The sequence below is a fragment of the Streptomyces sp. NPDC058291 genome, from assembly GCF_042880855.1.
Lineage (GTDB): Bacteria > Actinomycetota > Actinomycetes > Streptomycetales > Streptomycetaceae > Streptomyces.
On sequence record NZ_JBHVYK010000052.1, the window covers coordinates 38,930 to 56,201 of the forward strand.

General features: G+C 71.0%; 13 protein-coding genes and 1 pseudogene. 8 read left to right on the forward strand and 6 right to left on the reverse strand.

Translation table 11 applies throughout. The features are described 5' to 3' along the window. The first annotated feature begins 24 nt into the window (after positions 1-24). From uvrB to ACFVYK_RS24500, 6 genes and pseudogenes are all read left to right on the forward strand, one after another. Positions 25-2,169 carry an excinuclease ABC subunit UvrB gene (gene uvrB / locus ACFVYK_RS24475; RefSeq protein WP_389777664.1) on the forward strand — a complete coding sequence of 715 codons (2,145 nt, stop codon included), beginning with the start codon at positions 25-27 and terminating at the stop codon, positions 2,167-2,169. A 185-nt stretch (positions 2,170-2,354) separates the two neighbouring features. Continuing rightward, the gene (locus tag ACFVYK_RS24480) at positions 2,355-2,933 is read left to right on the forward strand and encodes a TerD family protein (protein ID WP_079663041.1); all 579 of its coding nucleotides are present in this window, start codon (positions 2,355-2,357) and stop codon (positions 2,931-2,933) included. Between the two features lie 57 nt (positions 2,934-2,990). Then, entirely contained in the window at positions 2,991-5,012 is a 2,022-nt protein-coding gene (locus ACFVYK_RS24485; protein ID WP_389777691.1) for a TerD family protein, read from the forward strand. A gap of 231 nt (positions 5,013-5,243) precedes the next feature. Next, positions 5,244-6,245: a TerC/Alx family metal homeostasis membrane protein gene (locus ACFVYK_RS24490; RefSeq protein WP_389777667.1), complete on the forward strand. Its 1,002-nt coding sequence runs from the start codon at positions 5,244-5,246 to the stop codon at positions 6,243-6,245. 126 nt (positions 6,246-6,371) lie between these two features. Next, complete coding sequence (locus ACFVYK_RS24495; RefSeq protein WP_389777669.1) at positions 6,372-6,686, forward strand: hypothetical protein; 315 nt, start codon at positions 6,372-6,374, stop codon at positions 6,684-6,686. Positions 6,687-6,843: 157 nt separating this feature from the next. Then, positions 6,844-7,520: pseudogene (locus ACFVYK_RS24500) on the forward strand (ionic transporter y4hA); the annotation flags it as partial. Here ACFVYK_RS24500 and ACFVYK_RS24505 read toward each other — a convergent pair. Continuing rightward, positions 7,513-8,817 carry an MFS transporter gene (locus ACFVYK_RS24505; protein WP_389777671.1) on the reverse strand — a complete coding sequence of 435 codons (1,305 nt, stop codon included), beginning with the start codon at positions 8,815-8,817 and terminating at the stop codon, positions 7,513-7,515. The pseudogene ACFVYK_RS24500 and the gene ACFVYK_RS24505 overlap by 8 nt on opposite strands. A gap of 346 nt (positions 8,818-9,163) precedes the next feature. Here ACFVYK_RS24505 and aroQ point away from each other — a divergent pair, with 346 nt between their 5' ends. Further along, positions 9,164-9,637 (forward strand): type II 3-dehydroquinate dehydratase, encoded by a 474-nt coding sequence (aroQ, locus tag ACFVYK_RS24510; protein ID WP_389777673.1) that lies wholly within the window; start codon positions 9,164-9,166, stop codon positions 9,635-9,637. Between the two features lie 65 nt (positions 9,638-9,702). Here the strand turns inward: aroQ and ACFVYK_RS24515 are convergent, their stop codons facing one another. The 5 genes from ACFVYK_RS24515 to ACFVYK_RS24535 form a co-directional block, all read right to left on the reverse strand. Next, a complete protein-coding gene (locus tag ACFVYK_RS24515) occupies positions 9,703-10,455 on the reverse strand; it encodes an amino acid ABC transporter ATP-binding protein (RefSeq protein ID WP_389777675.1) in 753 nt (250 codons plus the stop codon). Continuing rightward, positions 10,452-11,372 carry an amino acid ABC transporter permease gene (locus tag ACFVYK_RS24520; protein ID WP_389777677.1) on the reverse strand — a complete coding sequence of 307 codons (921 nt, stop codon included), beginning with the start codon at positions 11,370-11,372 and terminating at the stop codon, positions 10,452-10,454. Before ACFVYK_RS24520 ends, ACFVYK_RS24515 begins: the two co-directional genes overlap by 4 nt. Continuing rightward, positions 11,369-12,253 (reverse strand): ABC transporter substrate-binding protein, encoded by an 885-nt coding sequence (locus tag ACFVYK_RS24525; protein WP_389777679.1) that lies wholly within the window; start codon positions 12,251-12,253, stop codon positions 11,369-11,371. The genes ACFVYK_RS24520 and ACFVYK_RS24525 overlap by 4 nt, the downstream gene beginning before the upstream one ends. Positions 12,254-12,554: 301 nt before the next feature. Then, positions 12,555-13,211, reverse strand: a complete 657-nt coding sequence (locus tag ACFVYK_RS24530; RefSeq protein ID WP_389777680.1) for an MBL fold metallo-hydrolase — start codon at positions 13,209-13,211, stop codon at positions 12,555-12,557. A 9-nt stretch (positions 13,212-13,220) separates the two neighbouring features. After that, positions 13,221-13,907, reverse strand: a complete 687-nt coding sequence (locus ACFVYK_RS24535) for a maleylpyruvate isomerase family mycothiol-dependent enzyme (protein WP_389777682.1) — start codon at positions 13,905-13,907, stop codon at positions 13,221-13,223. A 234-nt stretch (positions 13,908-14,141) separates the two neighbouring features. Between ACFVYK_RS24535 and uvrA the strand changes: the two genes are divergently transcribed. Next, positions 14,142-17,240, forward strand: a complete 3,099-nt coding sequence (gene uvrA, locus ACFVYK_RS24540; RefSeq protein ID WP_389777683.1) for an excinuclease ABC subunit UvrA — start codon at positions 14,142-14,144, stop codon at positions 17,238-17,240. Positions 17,241-17,272: the final 32 nt, after the last annotated feature.

Here is a 17,272-nt window from a genome sequence, read left to right on the forward strand (position 1 = left end):
GTGGGGGGTCGTACGGTGGATGGCATGCGGCCCGTTTCCCACATCGAACGCACGGTGGCGCCTTTCGAGGTCGTCAGCCCCTACCAGCCCAGCGGCGACCAGCCGGCGGCCATCGCCGAGCTGGCCAAGCGCGTCGAGGCAGGTGAGAAGGACGTCGTCCTGCTCGGCGCGACCGGCACCGGAAAGTCCGCGACCACCGCGTGGATGATCGAGAAGCTCCAGCGCCCCACCCTGGTGATGGCGCCGAACAAGACCCTGGCCGCCCAGCTGGCGAACGAGTTCCGCGAACTGCTGCCGAACAACGCGGTCGAGTACTTCGTCTCGTACTACGACTACTACCAGCCCGAGGCGTACGTACCGCAGTCGGACACCTACATCGAGAAGGACTCCTCGATCAACGAGGAGGTCGAGCGCCTGCGGCACTCCGCGACCAACTCGCTGCTCACCCGGCGCGACGTCGTCGTGGTCGCCTCGGTCTCCTGCATCTACGGCCTCGGCACCCCGCAGGAGTACGTGGACCGGATGGTCCCGCTGCGCGTCGGCGACGAACTGGACCGGGACGGGCTGCTGCGGCGCTTCGTCGACATCCAGTACACGCGCAACGACCTGGCCTTCACCCGCGGCACCTTCCGGGTGCGCGGCGACACCATCGAGATCTTCCCGGTCTACGAGGAGCTCGCCGTCCGCATCGAGATGTTCGGCGACGAGATCGAGGCCCTGTCCACCCTGCACCCGCTCACCGGCGAGATCATCAGCGACGACGAGCAGCTGTACATCTTCCCGGCCACCCACTACGTCGCCGGCCCCGAGCGCCTGGAGCGGGCCGCGAACGACATCGAGAAGGAACTGGGCGAGCGCCTGGCCGAACTGGAGAAGCAGGGCAAGCTGCTGGAGGCCCAGCGGCTGCGGATGCGCACCACGTACGACCTGGAGATGCTCCGCCAGATCGGCTCCTGCTCCGGCGTCGAGAACTACTCGATGCACTTCGACGGCCGCCTGCCCGGCTCCCCGCCCAACACCCTGCTCGACTACTTCCCGGACGACTTCCTGCTCGTCATCGACGAATCCCACGTCACCGTGCCGCAGATCGGCGCCATGTACGAGGGCGACGCATCCCGCAAGCGCACCCTCGTCGACCACGGCTTCCGGCTGCCCTCCGCCCTCGACAACCGTCCCCTGAAGTGGGAGGAGTTCCAGGAGCGCATCGGGCAGACCGTCTACCTGTCGGCGACGCCCGGCAAGTACGAGCTCTCCCGCGGGGACGGCGTCGTGGAGCAGATCATCCGGCCCACCGGCCTCATCGATCCGGAAGTCGTCGTCAAGCCCACCGAGGGCCAGATCGACGACCTGGTGCACGAGATCCGCACGCGCGTGGAGAAGGACGAGCGCGTCCTGGTCACCACGCTCACCAAGAAGATGGCCGAGGACCTCACGGACTACTTCCTGGAACTCGGCATCCAGGTCCGCTACCTGCACAGTGACGTCGACACGCTGCGCCGGATCGAGCTGCTGCGCGAACTGCGCGCGGGCGAGTTCGACGTCCTGGTCGGCATCAACCTGCTGCGCGAGGGACTGGACCTGCCCGAGGTGTCCCTGGTGGCGATCCTCGACGCCGACAAGGAGGGCTTCCTGCGCTCGGGCACCTCGCTGATCCAGACCATCGGCCGCGCGGCGCGCAACGTCTCCGGCCAGGTCCACATGTACGCCGACAAGATCACCCCGGGCATGGAGCGGGCCATCGAGGAGACCAACCGCCGCCGGGAGAAGCAGGTCGCCTACAACACCGCGCGCGGCATCGACCCGCAGCCGCTGCGCAAGAAGATCAACGACATCGTCGCCCAGATCGCCCGCGAGGAGGTCGACACCGAGCAGCTGCTCGGCTCCGGCTACCGGGCGAAGAAGGACGGCGGCGGCACGAAGGCCCCGGTGCCCTCCCTCGGCGACAAGGCGGCCAAGGGTACGAAGGCCAAGGCGGCCAGGGGCAAGACCAAGGAGACGGTCCCGACCGACCGGCCGGCGGCCGAACTCGCCGGGCAGATCGAGGAGATGACCGAGCGCATGCGGGCCGCGGCAGCGGACCTCCAGTTCGAGGTCGCCGCCCGGATCCGCGACGAGGTCTCGGAGATGAAGAAGGAACTGCGCCAGATGAGGGAGGCCGGACTGGCCTGACGGGAAGGGGCCGGACCGGCAATGCGGGGCCGGTGCGGCCGCTGTGGCCGGGCCGGGCATGCGCTGTGTTGCAAGAACGACACAAAGCGCGGGCCTGGCTACGGCACTGTCAGTGCCTTTGCGTAGTGTTTCGGTCAACCGCGGGGGCCGCGGCAACAGGGGACAGCCGAGAGGGGAATCAGCGCGTGACCGTCAATATGACCAAAGGTCAGGCCATCAGTCTGCAGAAGAACGACGGGGGCAGCCTGACCGCGGTGCGCATGGGTCTCGGCTGGCAGGCGGCCCCGAGGCGCGGCCTGTTCGGCTCGCGCACCCGGGAGATCGACCTCGACGCCTCGGCCGTTCTGTTCGCGGACAAGCAGCCGGTCGACGTCGTCTTCTTCCGTCACCTGGTGAGCGACGACGGCTCCGTCCGTCACACCGGCGACAACCTCGTCGGCGGCGTGGGCCAGGGCGGTGACGACGAGGCGATCTTGGTGGACCTCGCGCGCGTGCCGGTCCACATCGACCAGATCATCTTCACGGTGAACTCCTTCACCGGCCAGACGTTCCAGGAAGTGCAGAACGCCTTCTGCCGTCTGGTCGACGAGACCAACGGCCAGGAGCTCGCGCGCTACACGCTCGCGGGCGGCGGCGCCTACACGGCCCAGATCATGGCGAAGGTGCACCGCGTGGGCGGTGGCTGGAACATGACGGCCCTCGGCACGCCGGCCAACGGCCGCACCTTCCAGGACCTGATGCCCGCGATCCTGCCGGCGCTGTAACAGGCTCCGTCGAGCGGCACGACGACACCACACGCGATGCAGGGGGGACGACAGGCGATGGTGGCCGAGCTGGTGCGGGGGCAGAACCACCCGCTCTCCCAGGTCCGGCTCGAGATCCGGGTCTCGGCCGGCCGGCCGGTCGTGGCGGCTGCCACGCTCGGGGACGAGAGCGGCAGGATCCACGGCGTGGAGTGGGTGGCCCATCCGGGGGCGCCCACGCTGCCCGGCCTGGAGGTCTCCCGGCAGGCGGCCGCCGACCATCGCCTCGCGGTTGACCTGGACGCTATGCCGGCGACCGTGCACCGGCTCGACGTCCTGCTCGCGCTGCCTCCGGGGGTCGGCGGGCCGGTCAGCTTCGGGTCCCTCTCGGCCCCCTTCGTCGCGGTCACCGGACTCGACGGCGCCGAGGTCGCCTCGTACACCATCACCGGCCTGGACGCGGAGTCCGCGGTGGTCGCGCTGGAGCTGTACCGGCGGCAGGGCGCCTGGAAGGTGCGCGCCGTCGGGCAGGGGTACGCGGGCGGCCTCGCGGAACTCCTCACCGACCAGGGGCTGCCACAGGCGCATCAGCTGGCGGCCGCGATCGACGAGGCCGTCTCCCAGGGCCTGGCCCGCTCGATCCCCGCGCCGCCCCGCGCGGCCGACGCCGACCGCTCCCGGCAGGCGGCCGCGTCCGCGCTCGGCCCGGACCAGAGCGGCTCGCCCCACGGCGCGCAGCAGGGCGGGCAGAGCCCGGTCGGCCCCGGCCCGTACGGGGCGGACCCGAACCCGCAGGGAGCCACCGGGCCGGGCCGCCGGACGGATCCCCCGTCCGTGGACCCGGGCGCTGCTCAGCCGACGCCGACGGCGCCCACCGGCGGCCCGGTCGACTACAGCCACCCGCGTCGGCAGAACACGGCTCCGCCCCCGCCTCCGCCCGCCGCGCCCCCGGCGCAGCCCGGGCAGCCGGCCCGGCCCGTCGCGGGTGACGCGACCGGCTGGTCGATGGAGGAGCGCCTCTACAACCAGGTCTGGGGCATGTTCGAGGACCTGGCCCGCACCACGGCCGCGTACCGCAGCGCCGTCGACTTCGCCGACGCGCGGAGGGAGAAGGAGCTCGACCAGGTCCTGTCCGATCCGCGCAGCAGGATCGGCGGGCAGGGCGACGCGGCGCGGGAAGCGGCCCAGGCCAAGCACGTCCAGCTCGTCGACCGGGCCCGGGAGGCGCTGGAGCGCGATCTCGTCCAGCTCGCGGCCGAGGCCGACGTGGTCGAACCGGCGCTGCCGGCGGCGTTCGCGCGCTGGGACACCCCCGTCTGGCAGGCCTACCGGGTCCCCATGGAGATGCCCATGGCACTGCGGCTGGGCGACCTGCACCTGCCCGAGAGCGACCCGCTGCGCATCCCGATGCTGGTCCGGCTCCCGCTGGAACGCGGCCTGTGGATCGACAGCGGCCGGCCGGGCTCGTTCGACGGGGCGTTCGTCGACCCGCACGAGCTGCGCCGCCTCGCGATGGAGTCCGCGGTGGCGCACGTCGCCCGGCTGCTGGCGGTGCATCCGGCGGACGAGTTCACCGTGCACGTCGTCGATCCGGCCGGCTCCGGCGCCCGGGAGCTCGCACCGCTGGTGCGGAGCGGGGTGCTCGCGGCCCCGCCCGCGGCGGGTGCGGCAGGCGTCGCGGCCGTCCTCGGGCAGCTGACCGAGCGGGTCGACCTGCTGCAGATGGCGGTGCGCGGGGGTGTGGCCGACTCGCTGCCGCCCGGCTTCGACACCGCCCAGCAACTCCTGGTCGTCAACGACTTCCCGCACGGGTTCGACGACCGGGCCGTGACCCAGCTGCGCTACCTCGCGGACGAGGGGCCCGCCGTCGGCGTGCACCTGATGATGGTCGCCGACCGGGAGGACGCCGGCGGTTACGGTCCGTTGCTGGACCCGCTGTGGCGCGGGCTGCTGCGGCTGACTCCGGTGGCCGAGGATCACCTCGCCGACCCGTGGGTCGGTCATGCCTGGACCTTCGAACCGGCGCTCGTGCCCCCCGGGAGCCAGGTGCTTCAGCGGGTCCTCGCGCAGGTCGCCATGGCGCGTACCAAGTACTCGTAAAGGCTCGTGACCAGGGGACTTGGTTCTTCTTTTGCCAAGCGCTTTACTCTTTCTTGGTAGTTGGGGTACTGTTTTCCTCACGGAGGGGAGTACTCCCGCTGCGGCGTACCCGTCAATACGGATCACCGACGATCCCGGGGCGCCGGCCCGTTCCTGAGCGGAACGGGTGGAAGAGACCTCCGGCAGCGCAACGACGCTGATCACCTGCCGTTACGTACTGCCGGAGGCGCAGTGGATGTTTCCATGACCCTATGGGTCCTCACCATCGTGGGCCTTGCCGCCCTCATCGCGGTCGACTTCTTCATCGGCCGCAAGCCGCACGACGTGTCCATCAAGGAAGCCGGGATCTGGACCGTCGTCTGGATCGCCCTCGCCGGGCTCTTCGGGGTCGGGCTGCTCCTCTTCGGAGGCGGCGAGCCCGCCGGGGAGTTCTTCGCCGGCTTCATCACCGAGAAGTCGCTCAGCGTCGACAACCTCTTCGTCTTCGTCCTGATCATGGCGAAGTTCTCGGTCCCCTCGCAGTACCAGCAGAGGGTTCTGCTCGTCGGCGTGCTCATAGCACTGGTCCTGCGGGCGATCTTCATCGCCGCCGGCGCCGCGATCCTCGCCAGCTTCGCCTGGGTGTTCTACCTCTTCGGCGCCTTCCTGATCTGGACCGCCTGGAAGCTCATCCAGGAGGCCCGGGCCGACGAGGAGGACGAGGAGTTCGAGGAGAACAAGCTCCTGAAGGCCGTGGAGAAGCGCTTCGGCGTGGCCGACCGCTACCACGGCACGAAGCTGTGGATCCAGCAGAACGGCAAGCGGGTCATGACCCCGATGCTGGTCGTCATGCTCGCGATCGGCACGACCGACGTGCTCTTCGCCCTCGACTCCATCCCCGCGATCTTCGGCCTGACCCAGGACCCGTACATCGTCTTCACCGCCAACGCGTTCGCCCTGATGGGCCTGCGGCAGCTGTACTTCCTCATCGGCGGCCTGCTGAGGAAGCTGGTCCACCTCAGCTACGGCCTGTCCGTGATCCTCGGCTTCATCGGCGTGAAGCTGGTCCTGCACGCGCTGCACGAGTCCGGGGTGCACGTCCCCGAGATCAGCATTCCGGTGTCGCTGGGCGTGATCTGCTCCGTCCTGATCGTCACCACGCTCACCAGCCTGCACGCCTCGAAGAAGAAGGTGGCGGACGACGCGGCGCACACCGCGAGCGAGGGCGCTCCGAAGGACGGCATCGAGGCCTGACCACGGACGACGTGGGAACAACCGCCCCCGGGAGCGGTGCGCGGCGAATTGCCGAGCACCGCTCCCGGTGCTTCGTTGGGAGCTGGACGTTCCCCACCCGGGGGCGCCGGATCCGGCGGAGGCGCCATGAACACACCGCAGAGGTTCGTGCAGATCCTGGAATTCGAGACCGACAGCATCGACGACCTGCGGGCGCTCGCCGAGGAAGGGGACCGGCGTCTCGCCGGCCTACCGGACGGCCCGGCCCGACGCCTCGTCCTCAAGGACAGGAGCCGCCCGAACCGCTACCTGGTGGTGGTCGAGTTCGACTCCTACGAGGAGGCCGTGCGCAACAGCGACGACCCGCAGACCGGCAAGTTCGCACACGCGATGGCCGCACTGTGCACCACACCTCCGTCCTTCACCGACTGCGACGTGGTGGACACCGCCGAGTACAGGTGACGTCGGCCGCGACCTGATCGCGACCGGCCGTCCCCGGCACACCGGCCCATGGCTCCGACGGCCCGCGCAGACCGCCTCACCGGCACACAAGCCACAGGGGCCGTCGGGCCGTACGGGCCGCCATGCGAAGCCTGTACGGCTCTGCGACGATCACCGCATGATCGCTCGGCTCACGTCGGAAGCGGCCCGGTGGACGTCCCTCGCACCCGCGTCGGCAGCCGTCCTGCTCGCCTTGACCTGGGGCCGTGAGCTGCCCGGCGCGGTCGTGGCCCTGGTGACGCTGGTCCTCGCCGGAGCAGTTCTGGCGGCCGTGCACCACGCGGAGGCCGTCGCCCACCAGGGAGACGTGATCACCCCGGACGACCACGCCGGCGTCCCGACCTCATGGGCGGCGCTGATCAGCCTCGGACTGCTCGGCCTGGCCCTGATCGGCGTCGTGGGGCCCCGCCAAGGGCGTCTCGCCCACGATCGAATCGGCGGTGCAGAGCGCCGGCCTCCACCACGCCGTCGCCGGCGTGATCATCGCGCTGGTGGTGCTGCTCCCCGACCATCGCCGCGCCGCGCTCCGCCCGCCGCGACCGGGTGCGGACCAGCCTCAACCTCGCGCTCGGCTCCGCGATGGCCGGCATCGGACCGACCGTCCCCGCCGTCGCCCTGGCCGCCTTCTGGCTCTGCGGACCTCTCGTCCTCGGCCTCGGCTCCGCGTACACGGTGCTGCTCGCGCTGACCGTCGTGGTCAGCTCGCTCAGCGTGCTCCCGGGCCGGGCCACGCCACTGCGGGGCGGCGTCCACCTCGTGCTGTTCGCGGCCCACCTGGAGCCGGCGATCAATCCGCGACCGGCTGCACGGCGACCACCGGCGCCGGACGGGTCTCCGGGAGCAGCGCGAAACAGCCCAGGCTGAGCAGCGCGATCCCCGTCAGATAGGCGCCCACGCCCCACGGCACCGGGCCCGACCGCTCCGCGAGCGCCGTCGCCACGATCGGAGTGAGGGCGCCTCCCAGGACACCGCCCAGGTTGTAGCCGACCGACGCGCCGGTACAGCGCACCCGCGGCGGGTAGAGCTCCGGCAGGTAGGCCGCGATCACCGCGAACATCGTGACGAACGCGACCAGCGCGCCCAGGAGCCCCAGGAACATCGGCAGGGGCTCACCCGTGGCCAGCAGCGCGACCATCGGCAGCATCCACAGCGCGGCCCCCGCGCATCCGGCCAGACACAGCGGCCTGCGGCCGAAGCGGTCGCCGAGCAGCGCCATCACCGGCGTCAGCGCCCCCTTCACCACCACGGCGGCCATGATGCAGGTCAGCATCACCGTGCGCCCCACTCCCAGTCGTCCGGTCGCGTAGGCCAGGGACCAGGTCGTGACGGCGTAGAAGATCGCGTATCCGACGGCGAGCGCGCCGGCGGTCAGCAGGACGAGCCGCCAGTGCTCGCGCACGACCTCGGCGAGCGGCACGCGCGCGTGGTCGTCGATCTCCAGGAACCGGGGACTCTCCGGCAGCGACGTCCGCAGCCGCAGTCCGCCCACGGCGAGGGCTCCGGCGGCCCAGAACGGCACCCGCCACCCCCACTGCGCGAACTGCGCCTCGGTCAACGTGGCCGACAGGGCCAGCACCACCCCGTTGGCGAGCAGGAACCCCACGGCCGGGCCGACCTGCGGAAAGCTCGACCACAGCGCGCGCCGCTCGGCGGGCGCGTGCTCCGCGGTCAGCAGCACCGCGCCGCCCCACTCCCCGCCGAGACCCAGCCCCTGAAGGAAACGCAGTCCGAGCAGCAGCAACGGGGCGGCCGCCCCGATCGTGCCGTAGGCCGGCACACAGCCCACCGCGACCGTCGAGGCGCCGGTCAGCAGCAGGGAGACGACGAGGACCGGCCGCCGCCCGTGCCGGTCCCCGACGTGCCCGAACAGCACCGCGCCCAGCGGCCGGGCGACGAAGCCCACGCCGAACGTCGCGAACGCGGCCAGCGTCCCCGCCAGCGGCGAGAACGTCGGGAAGAACAGCGGCCCGAGGACCAGTGCGGCCGCGGTCCCGTAGACGAAGAAGTCGTAGAACTCGATGGCCGTCCCGGCGAGCGAGGCGGCCGCGAGCCGGGCCAAGGGGGGCGCCTTCACGGTGCGTACGTCGTGCATGCCGCGTCAACCACCCGCGGTGATCCCTGGTTACGGGGTCGTGCGGGGAAGCCGGCCGTCGCGCGGCGCTCAGGAGGTGACGGGTGGCGCCGGGCAGCTCCTCTCGACCGGCTCCGGGTCGGCACCTCGCCCAGCCGTTCCGGGCCCGGGTCACCAGGGCGCGGGAAGAGCCCGGCAGGCCCGGGCAGGGCGGGACGACGGCTGCGCGGTCGCCGGGTGAGGGCTCGGGAGGGCACGTGGGCGCCGGCCCGGCGGGGGACACGGGCTGCTGCGCCTCGCTTTCACCGTGATAGACCGGTCCGGACGGCGGTCCCGAAAGGCCGCTCCCGAACGGACCGGAGGAACCGTGCCCCGCACCCTGGCCAACGCCCCGATCATGATCCTCAACGGCCCCAACCTGAACCTGCTGGGCCGGCGCCAGCCGGAGATCTACGGGACCGACACGCTCGCCGACGTCGAGGCGATGTGCGTCAAGGCGGCGGCCGCGCACGGCGGCACGGTGGACTTCCGCCAGTCCAACCACGAGGGCGAACTCGTCGACTGGATCCACGAGGCGCGGCTGAACCACTGCGGCGTCGTGATCAATCCGGGCGCCTACTCCCACACCTCGGTGGCGATCCTGGACGCGCTCAACGCCTGCGACGGCCTTCCGGTGCTGGAGGTGCACATCTCCAACATCCATCGGCGCGAGTCGTTCCGGCACCACTCCTACGTCTCGCTGCGCGCCGACGGCGTCATCGCCGGCTGCGGGGTGCAGGGGTACGTGTTCGCGGTGGAGCGCGTCGCCGCGCTGGCGGGCACGGGGAAGGCCGACGCATGACGAGCGCCGTCCAGGACGACGGGTAAGGACCGGCGTTCAGGACTACGCGCCTTACCCGGCCCTTCTCACAGACGTCCGGCCTTGACGATCCGCCGCAGGAAGCGCTGGGTGCGCTCCTGCTGCGGGTCGGCGAAGACCTGCTCGGCGGTGCCGCGCTCCAGCACGACGCCCGCGTCCAGGAAGCACACCTGGTCGGCCACCTCGCGCGCGAAGCCCATCTCATGGGTGGCCAGCACCATGGTCATGCCGTCGCCCTTCAGATCGCGGACGACGTCGAGGACCTCGCCCACCAGCTCCGGGTCGAGGGCCGCGGTGATCTCGTCGAGGAGCAGCAGCCGGGGACGCACGGCGAGGGCGCGCACGATGGCCACCCGTTGCTGCTGGCCGCCGCTGAGCCGGTCGGGGTACTCGCCCGCCCGGCCGCCCAGCCCGAGCCGCTCCAGAAGCTCCCTGGCGTGCTCCTCGGCCTGCGCGCGCGGGACGCCGTGCACCCGGCGCGGGGCGAGCGTGACGTTCTCCAGCACCGTCATGTGCGGGAACAGGTTGTACGCCTGGAAGACGACGCCGATCCGTCGGCGCACCGCGTCCTGGTCCGCGCGCGGGTCGGTGATCTCCTCGCCGTCCAGAAAGATCGCGCCGTCGTCGACGTCCTCCAGCAGGTTGGCGCACCGCAGCAGGGTGGACTTGCCGGAGCCGGAGGCGCCGATCAGCGCGGTCACCGTGTGCGGGGCGACGTCCAGGTCGACGTCGCGCAGCACGACGGAGTCGCCGAAGGTCTTGCGGACGGACTCCATCCGCAGCACCGGGGCATCGCTCATGTCGTTCCTCCCTGGGTGCGCCGACGGTCCATCCGTGCCGTCACCCAGTCCGTGAAGCGCGTCATCGGAAGGGTGAGGGCGACGAAGACCAGGCCCGCCACGATGTACGGCGTGTAGTTGAGGCTGCGGCCCACGATGATGTCCGCCGCGCGTACGGCGTCGATCGCGCCGCCGATCGAGACGAGACCGGTGTCCTTCTGCAGCGACACCAGGTCGTTCAGCAGTGGCGGCACCTGGCGGCGGACCGCCTGGGGGAGCACCACGTACCGCAGCGCCTGCCGGTTGGACAGGCCCAGCGAGCGGGCCGCCGCGCGCTGCGAGGGATGCACGGACTCGATGCCGGCGCGGAACACCTCGGCGACGTACGCGGAGTAGGTCAGCGTCAGCGCGGTACCGCCCAGCCACACCGGGTCGACCGTCACGCCCTGCAGACGCAGCGCCGGGACGCCCAGGACCACGATCATCAGGTTGATGATCAGGGGCAGGCCGCGGAAGAAGTCCGTGTACGCCGCCGCCAGTGCCCGCAGCGGGAAGAACACGGGGCCGCGCAGGGTGCGGGCCACCGCGATGAGCATGCCGAGCACCAGCACGGCGACGCCGCAGACCAGCAGGAGCCGGACGTTCAGCCACAGCCCTTCGAGGACCTTGGGGAGCGCCTCGCGCGCGTAGTGCGCGTTGAAGAAGGTCTCCTTGGTGCGCGGCCAGCCGGGCGCGCTGACGACGACGAGGTAGAGCACGACGCCCGTGACGAGGGTCGACAGCGCGGCGATCGCCGTGGCGCGGCGGGCCCGCGCGCGCCGGTGGCGCTCACGCTCCAGGCGTCGCGGCGACGGCGTGTAGGCCGGGTCGCCGGCCCCCGGCATGTCGCCCTCGTCGTCCGACCCTTGCGGTCCGGACTCCTTTTGCGTGACCGTCACTTGAGCACCGGGGCGTCGACGGCGTCGGAGAGCCACTGCTGTTCGAGCTTCGCCAGGGCGCCGTTCTTGCGGAGCGCGTCCACGGCGGCGGTCACACAGGGCGTGAGGGCGCTGCCCTTGTCGAGCACCAGCCCGAACTGCTCGGGGGCGGCGCCCTGGTTCTCGAACTGGCCGACGATCTCGGCGTCGGTGACCTCCGCGGCCGTGATGTAGAAGGCCGTCGGCAGGTCGACCACGATGGCGTCGACCTGCCCGTTCTTGAGCGCCGACTTGGCCTGGTCGTTCTTGGCGTAGACGGCGGCGTCCCGGGTCGGCTTCACCACGTCGTCGATGTAGTCGAGGCTCGTCGTGCCGACCTGGGCGCCGAGCTTCAGGCCCTTGAGGTCCGCTATGGTCGTCGCCTTCGCGGCCTTGGTGCCCTTGAGGGCGATGACGGCCTGACGCACGTCGTAGTAGCCGGAGGAGAAGTCCACGGCCTTTTTGCGCTCGTCGCTGATCGAGACCTGGTTGACGTCGAAGTCGAAGGTCTTCGCGCCGGGCGCGAAGGCCTTGTTGAACGGCACGCTCTGCCAGACCACCGCGCTCTTGTCGTAACCGAGCTGCTGGGCGACCGCGTACGCCACCGCCGACTCGAAGCCCTTGCCGTTGGAGGGCTTGTCGTCCTTGAACCACGGCTCGTACGCGGGTTCGTCGGTGGCGATCGTCAGCTTTCCCGAGGTCTCGGTGGCCAGCTTGCCCTGGGCGCAGGCGCTCGCGCTCGAACCGGAAGGCGTGGAAGCCGCCTTCTCCTCCGGCTGCGGAGCGCAGCCGACGGCGGTGGCGAGGAGGGCCACGGTGGCGCCGGCGACGGCGCGGCGCAGTACACGAGGGGCGAGGTGCATGGCCGGAGAGTGGCAGCGAAACGCCTGTTTGTCGAGGTCACGACGTCATCTGTCCGCATTCTGGGAACGGGTGTTGCGTTCTCGTGAACAGGGCGGACAAGAGGGCCCGGGCCGCCGGCCGAGGGCGGGGATGGTGGCCGGCGGCCCCTTCCGCGCCGGAGCCGTCATCCCGCGCGGGGCTGCCACCAGTTGACCGCGCAACCACGTGTACGGGGAGAGCGCGGAAGGGGTCGGCGCGTGCGCGCCGTTCACACGGGGCGCGCGTGGCGCATCGCGCGCCCCGCCGTCCGTCCGGCGGGACTCACCACCCGCGCGCGTGCCACTCCGGAAGCTGCGGCCGCTCGGCGCCCAGCGTGGTGTCGTCGCCGTGCCCCGGGTACACCCAGGTCTCGTCCGGCAGCACGTCGAAGATCTTCGTCTCGACGTCGTGGATCAGACGGGCGAACGCCTCCGGGTCCTCGCGGGTGTTGCCCACGCCTCCGGGGAAGAGACAGTCGCCGGTGAACACATGGGGGTGGCCGTGCGGGTCGTCGTAGACCAGGGCGATCGAGCCGGGTGTGTGCCCGACCAGACGGCGCGCGGTGAGCTCGACGTTCCCCACCCGGATGACGTCGCCGTCGTCGACCGGGACGTCGGTCGGCACCGGGATGCCCTCGGCGTCCTCGCGGCCGGCGTAGGTACGTGCGCGGGTGGCCGCCACGACCTCGGCGAGCGCCTGCCAGTGGTCGCCGTGCCGATGGGTGGTGACGACGGACGCGATGCCGTCGTCACCGATCGTGCCGAGCAGGGCGTGCGCGTCGTTCGCCGCGTCGATCAGCAACTGCTCGTCGGTGGCCCGGCAGCGCAGCAGATAGGCGTTGTTGTTCATCGGTCCGACCGCGATCTTGGTGATCATCAGGTCCTTGAGCTCGTGCACGTCCGCCGGGCCGCCGACCGTCACCTGTCCGCTGTACGTCATGGCCGCAGCCTATAGCGGGGGCAGCGCCGGCAGCGGTCCGCCGTCGGCCGTCAGAGCCGATCCGTCGCGGCGCCCGGCGAGCCAGCCCAGAAGGTCCGCGGGGGCGCCGGCGACGGTCACCTCGGGCCCGTCGGCCTTGCGGCCGGTGCGCCACGCGCGCGTGCCGTCCGTCACACGGGTCGGCGGCACCTCGGGATGTCCGTCGAACCGGTCGGTGAGGAACTCGGTCTCCCGGACGACGAACTCCTGCGGCAGGTCCTCCAGCTCGTAGCCGACGCCGAGGTCCACGTGGTGCAGCTCGACCTCCGCCCACCGCCGGAAGGGCACCCGGGCCGCCGCGTCGACGACCCCGTTGCGCAGCTCTACCGTGCGCGACCAGTCGGCGGGCGCGTCCCCCACGGCCTGGAAACGGGCCGCGCTCTCGCGCAGGTCGGCGAGCTGGACGGCCGGCGGACGCGGGGCGTCACGCTCGATGTCGGCGTCGCGGACCTGCGCGTCGGCGTACATGGGGCGGCCTTCGAGGACGTTCACGAGCGCGTCGGCGTTGCGGGCGATGTGCGCCAGGACATGGCCGCGGCTCCAGCCTGGCAGGCGTGACGGCTCGGCCGCGGACGCGTTGTCCAGTGCGGCGACTGCGGTGAGCAGCCGCGCGGTCGCCTCCCGTACAGACTCCAGGTCATGAGCGTGATCAATCATGCTGCCGACCCTAGCCCCGCCACCCCTTCGGGTGAAGGTGGTCGACGGAGCCCGCTATTCGAATGGGCGTGCTATATGGTCGGTTGCGGCGTCGGGCATGCTGGAAGCCCGGGGATTGTTGTGAACCGGTGCAGGCCGGATCCATCCCGACCGGCGTTGTCAGTGGCTCCCCCTAGTCTGGGAAAGACGGGGGCCTCGCCCCTGTCACTTCTCTCAAGAAAGGTGCGGACCGGCGTGGCCGACCGTCTCATCGTCCGTGGCGCGCGCGAGCACAATCTCAAGAATGTCTCGCTCGACCTGCCACGCGACTCGCTCATCGTCTTCACGGGCCTGTCGGGGTCGGGCAAGTCCTCGCTGGCCTTCGACACCATCTTCGCCGAGGGCCAGCGGCGCTACGTCGAGTCGCTCTCCTCGTACGCCCGCCAGTTCCTCGGGCAGATGGACAAGCCGGACGTCGACTTCATCGAGGGCCTCTCCCCGGCCGTCTCGATCGACCAGAAGTCGACCTCGCGCAACCCGCGCTCCACGGTCGGCACCATCACCGAGGTCTACGACTACCTGCGTCTGCTCTTCGCGCGCATCGGCAAGCCGCACTGTCCCGAGTGCGGTCGGCCGATCACACGCCAGTCGCCGCAGGCCATCGTCGACAGGGTCCTGGAGCTGCCCGAGGGCAGCCGCTTCCAGGTGCTGTCGCCGCTGGTTCGCGAGCGCAAGGGAGAGTTCGTCGACCTGTTCGCCGACCTCCAGACCAAGGGCTACTCCCGCGCGCGGGTCGACGGCGAGACGATCCAGCTGTCCAGCCCGCCCACGCTGAAGAAGCAGGAGAAGCACACCATCGAGGTGGTCATCGACCGCCTCACGGTGAAGGACACCGCCAAGCGTCGTCTCACCGACTCCGTGGAGACGGCCCTCGGGCTGTCCGGGGGCATGGTCGTGCTCGACTTCGTCGACCTCCCCGAGGACGACCCCGAGCGCGAGCGGATGTACTCCGAGCACCTGTACTGCCCGTACGACGACCTCTCCTTCGAGGAGCTGGAGCCCCGCTCCTTCTCCTTCAACTCGCCCTTCGGCGCCTGCCCCGAGTGCACCGGCATCGGCACGCGCATGGAGGTCGACCCGGAGCTGATCGTCCCGGACGAGGACAAGTCCCTGGACGAGGGCGCCATCCACCCCTGGTCGCACGGCCACACCAAGGACTACTTCAGCCGCCTGATCGGCGCCCTCGCCGACGCGCTCGGGTTCCGCACCGACATCCCCTTCGCGGGCCTGCCGCAGCGCGCCCGCAAGGCGCTGCTGTACGGCCACAAGACGCAGATCGAGGTCCGCTATCGCAACCGGTACGGCCGCGAGCGCGTCTACACGACCCCCTTCGAGGGCGCCGTGCCGTTCGTCAAGCGTCGGCACAGCGAGGCCGAGAGCGACGCCGGCCGGGAGCGCTTCGAGGGCTACATGCGCGAGGTGCCCTGTCCCACGTGTGAGGGCACCCGCCTCAAGCCGCTGGTCCTCGCGGTCACCGTCATGGGCAAGTCCATCGCCGAGGTCTCCGGCATGTCCATCAGCGACTGCGCGGACTTCCTGGGCGAGCTGAAGCTCAACGCCCGCGACAAGAAGATCGCCGAGCGGGTGCTGAAGGAGGTCAACGAGCGGCTGCGGTTCCTGGTCGACGTCGGCCTGGACTACCTCTCGCTCAACCGGGCGGCCGGCACGCTCTCCGGCGGCGAGGCCCAGCGCATCCGGCTGGCCACCCAGATCGGCTCCGGCCTCGTCGGCGTCCTGTACGTCCTCGACGAGCCGTCCATCGGTCTGCACCAGCGCGACAACCACCGGCTGATCGAGACCCTCGTCCGGCTGCGCGACATGGGCAACACGCTCATCGTCGTCGAGCACGACGAGGACACCATCAAGGTCGCCGACTGGATCGTCGACATCGGCCCCGGCGCCGGCGAGCACGGCGGCAAGGTCGTGCACAGCGGCTCCCTGAAGGAACTGCTCGCCAACGACGAGTCGCAGACCGGGCAGTACCTGTCCGGCAAGAAGGCGATCCCGCTGCCCGACGTCCGGCGCCCGCAGGACCCCTCCCGCCGGCTCACCGTCCGCGGCGCCCGCGAGAACAATCTGCAGGACATCGACGTCTCGTTCCCGCTGGGCGTGTTCACCGCGGTCACCGGCGTGTCCGGCTCCGGCAAGTCGACGCTGGTCAACGACATCCTGTACACGCACCTGGCCCGCGAGCTGAACGGCGCGAGGAACGTCCCGGGACGGCACACCCGCGTGGACGGCGACGACCTCGTCGACAAGGTCGTGCACGTCGACCAGTCGCCCATCGGCCGCACCCCGCGCTCGAACCCGGCCACCTACACCGGTGTCTTCGACCACGTCCGCAAGCTGTTCGCGGAGACGACCGAGGCGAAGGTCCGCGGCTATCTGCCTGGCCGCTTCTCCTTCAACGTCAAGGGCGGCCGCTGCGAGAACTGCGCGGGCGACGGCACCATCAAGATCGAGATGAACTTCCTCCCGGACGTCTACGTCCCGTGCGAGGTCTGCCACGGCGCCCGCTACAACCGGGAGACCCTGGAGGTCCACTACAAGGGCAAGTCCATCGCCGACGTCCTGAACATGCCGATCGAGGAGGCGACGGAGTTCTTCGAGGCCGTCCCCTCGATCGCCCGGCACCTCAACACCCTGAAGGACGTCGGCCTCGGCTACGTCCGGCTCGGCCAGTCCGCGACCACCCTGTCCGGCGGTGAGGCGCAGCGCGTCAAGCTCGCGAGCGAGCTCCAGCGCCGCTCCACCGGCCGCACGGTCTACGTTCTGGACGAGCCGACCACGGGCCTGCACTTCGAGGACATCAGCAAGCTGCTCACGGTCCTCTCCGGCCTCGTCGACAAGGGCAACACGGTCATCGTCATCGAGCACAACCTCGACGTGATCAAGACCGCGGACTGGGTCGTCGACATGGGTCCCGAGGGCGGCGCCGGCGGCGGTCTCGTCATCGCCGAGGGCACGCCGGAGGAGGTCGCAGGCGTCTCGACCAGCCACACCGGCAAGTTCCTGCGTGAGATCCTCGACGCCGACCGGATCAGCGACGCGGCCTCCACCCAGGCCACCCGCCGGACGGCGCCGAAGAAGTCGGCCGCCGCCAAGAAGGCGGTCGCGGCGAAGACGGTCACCCGCAAGACGGCGACCGCGACCACCACCTCGGCCAGGACCACGACCGCCAAGACCACGGCCGCCAAGAAGGCGAGCGCGACCGACGGCACGGCGGCGAAGAAGTCAGCCGGGTCGGCCAAGGAGGCTCCCGCGAAGAAGACGACGCGGGCCCGCAAGGCCTGAGGACGGTCGCGACGGCGGCGCCCACGGGGACC

Excerpts from the sequence above, each read along its gene's own strand:
- uvrB (WP_389777664.1), top strand. The coding sequence starts at position 25 with ATGCGGCCCGTTTCCCACATCGAACGCACGGTGGCGCCTTTCGAGGTC.
- ACFVYK_RS24485 (WP_389777691.1), top strand. The coding sequence starts at position 2,991 with ATGGTGGCCGAGCTGGTGCGGGGGCAGAACCACCCGCTCTCCCAGGTC.
- ACFVYK_RS24495 (WP_389777669.1), top strand. The coding sequence starts at position 6,372 with ATGAACACACCGCAGAGGTTCGTGCAGATCCTGGAATTCGAGACCGAC.
- ACFVYK_RS24505 (WP_389777671.1), bottom strand. The coding sequence starts at position 8,817 with ATGCACGACGTACGCACCGTGAAGGCGCCCCCCTTGGCCCGGCTCGCG.
- ACFVYK_RS24515 (WP_389777675.1), bottom strand. The coding sequence starts at position 10,455 with ATGAGCGATGCCCCGGTGCTGCGGATGGAGTCCGTCCGCAAGACCTTC.
- ACFVYK_RS24525 (WP_389777679.1), bottom strand. The coding sequence starts at position 12,253 with ATGCACCTCGCCCCTCGTGTACTGCGCCGCGCCGTCGCCGGCGCCACC.
- ACFVYK_RS24530 (WP_389777680.1), bottom strand. The coding sequence starts at position 13,211 with ATGACGTACAGCGGACAGGTGACGGTCGGCGGCCCGGCGGACGTGCAC.
- ACFVYK_RS24535 (WP_389777682.1), bottom strand. The coding sequence starts at position 13,907 with ATGATTGATCACGCTCATGACCTGGAGTCTGTACGGGAGGCGACCGCG.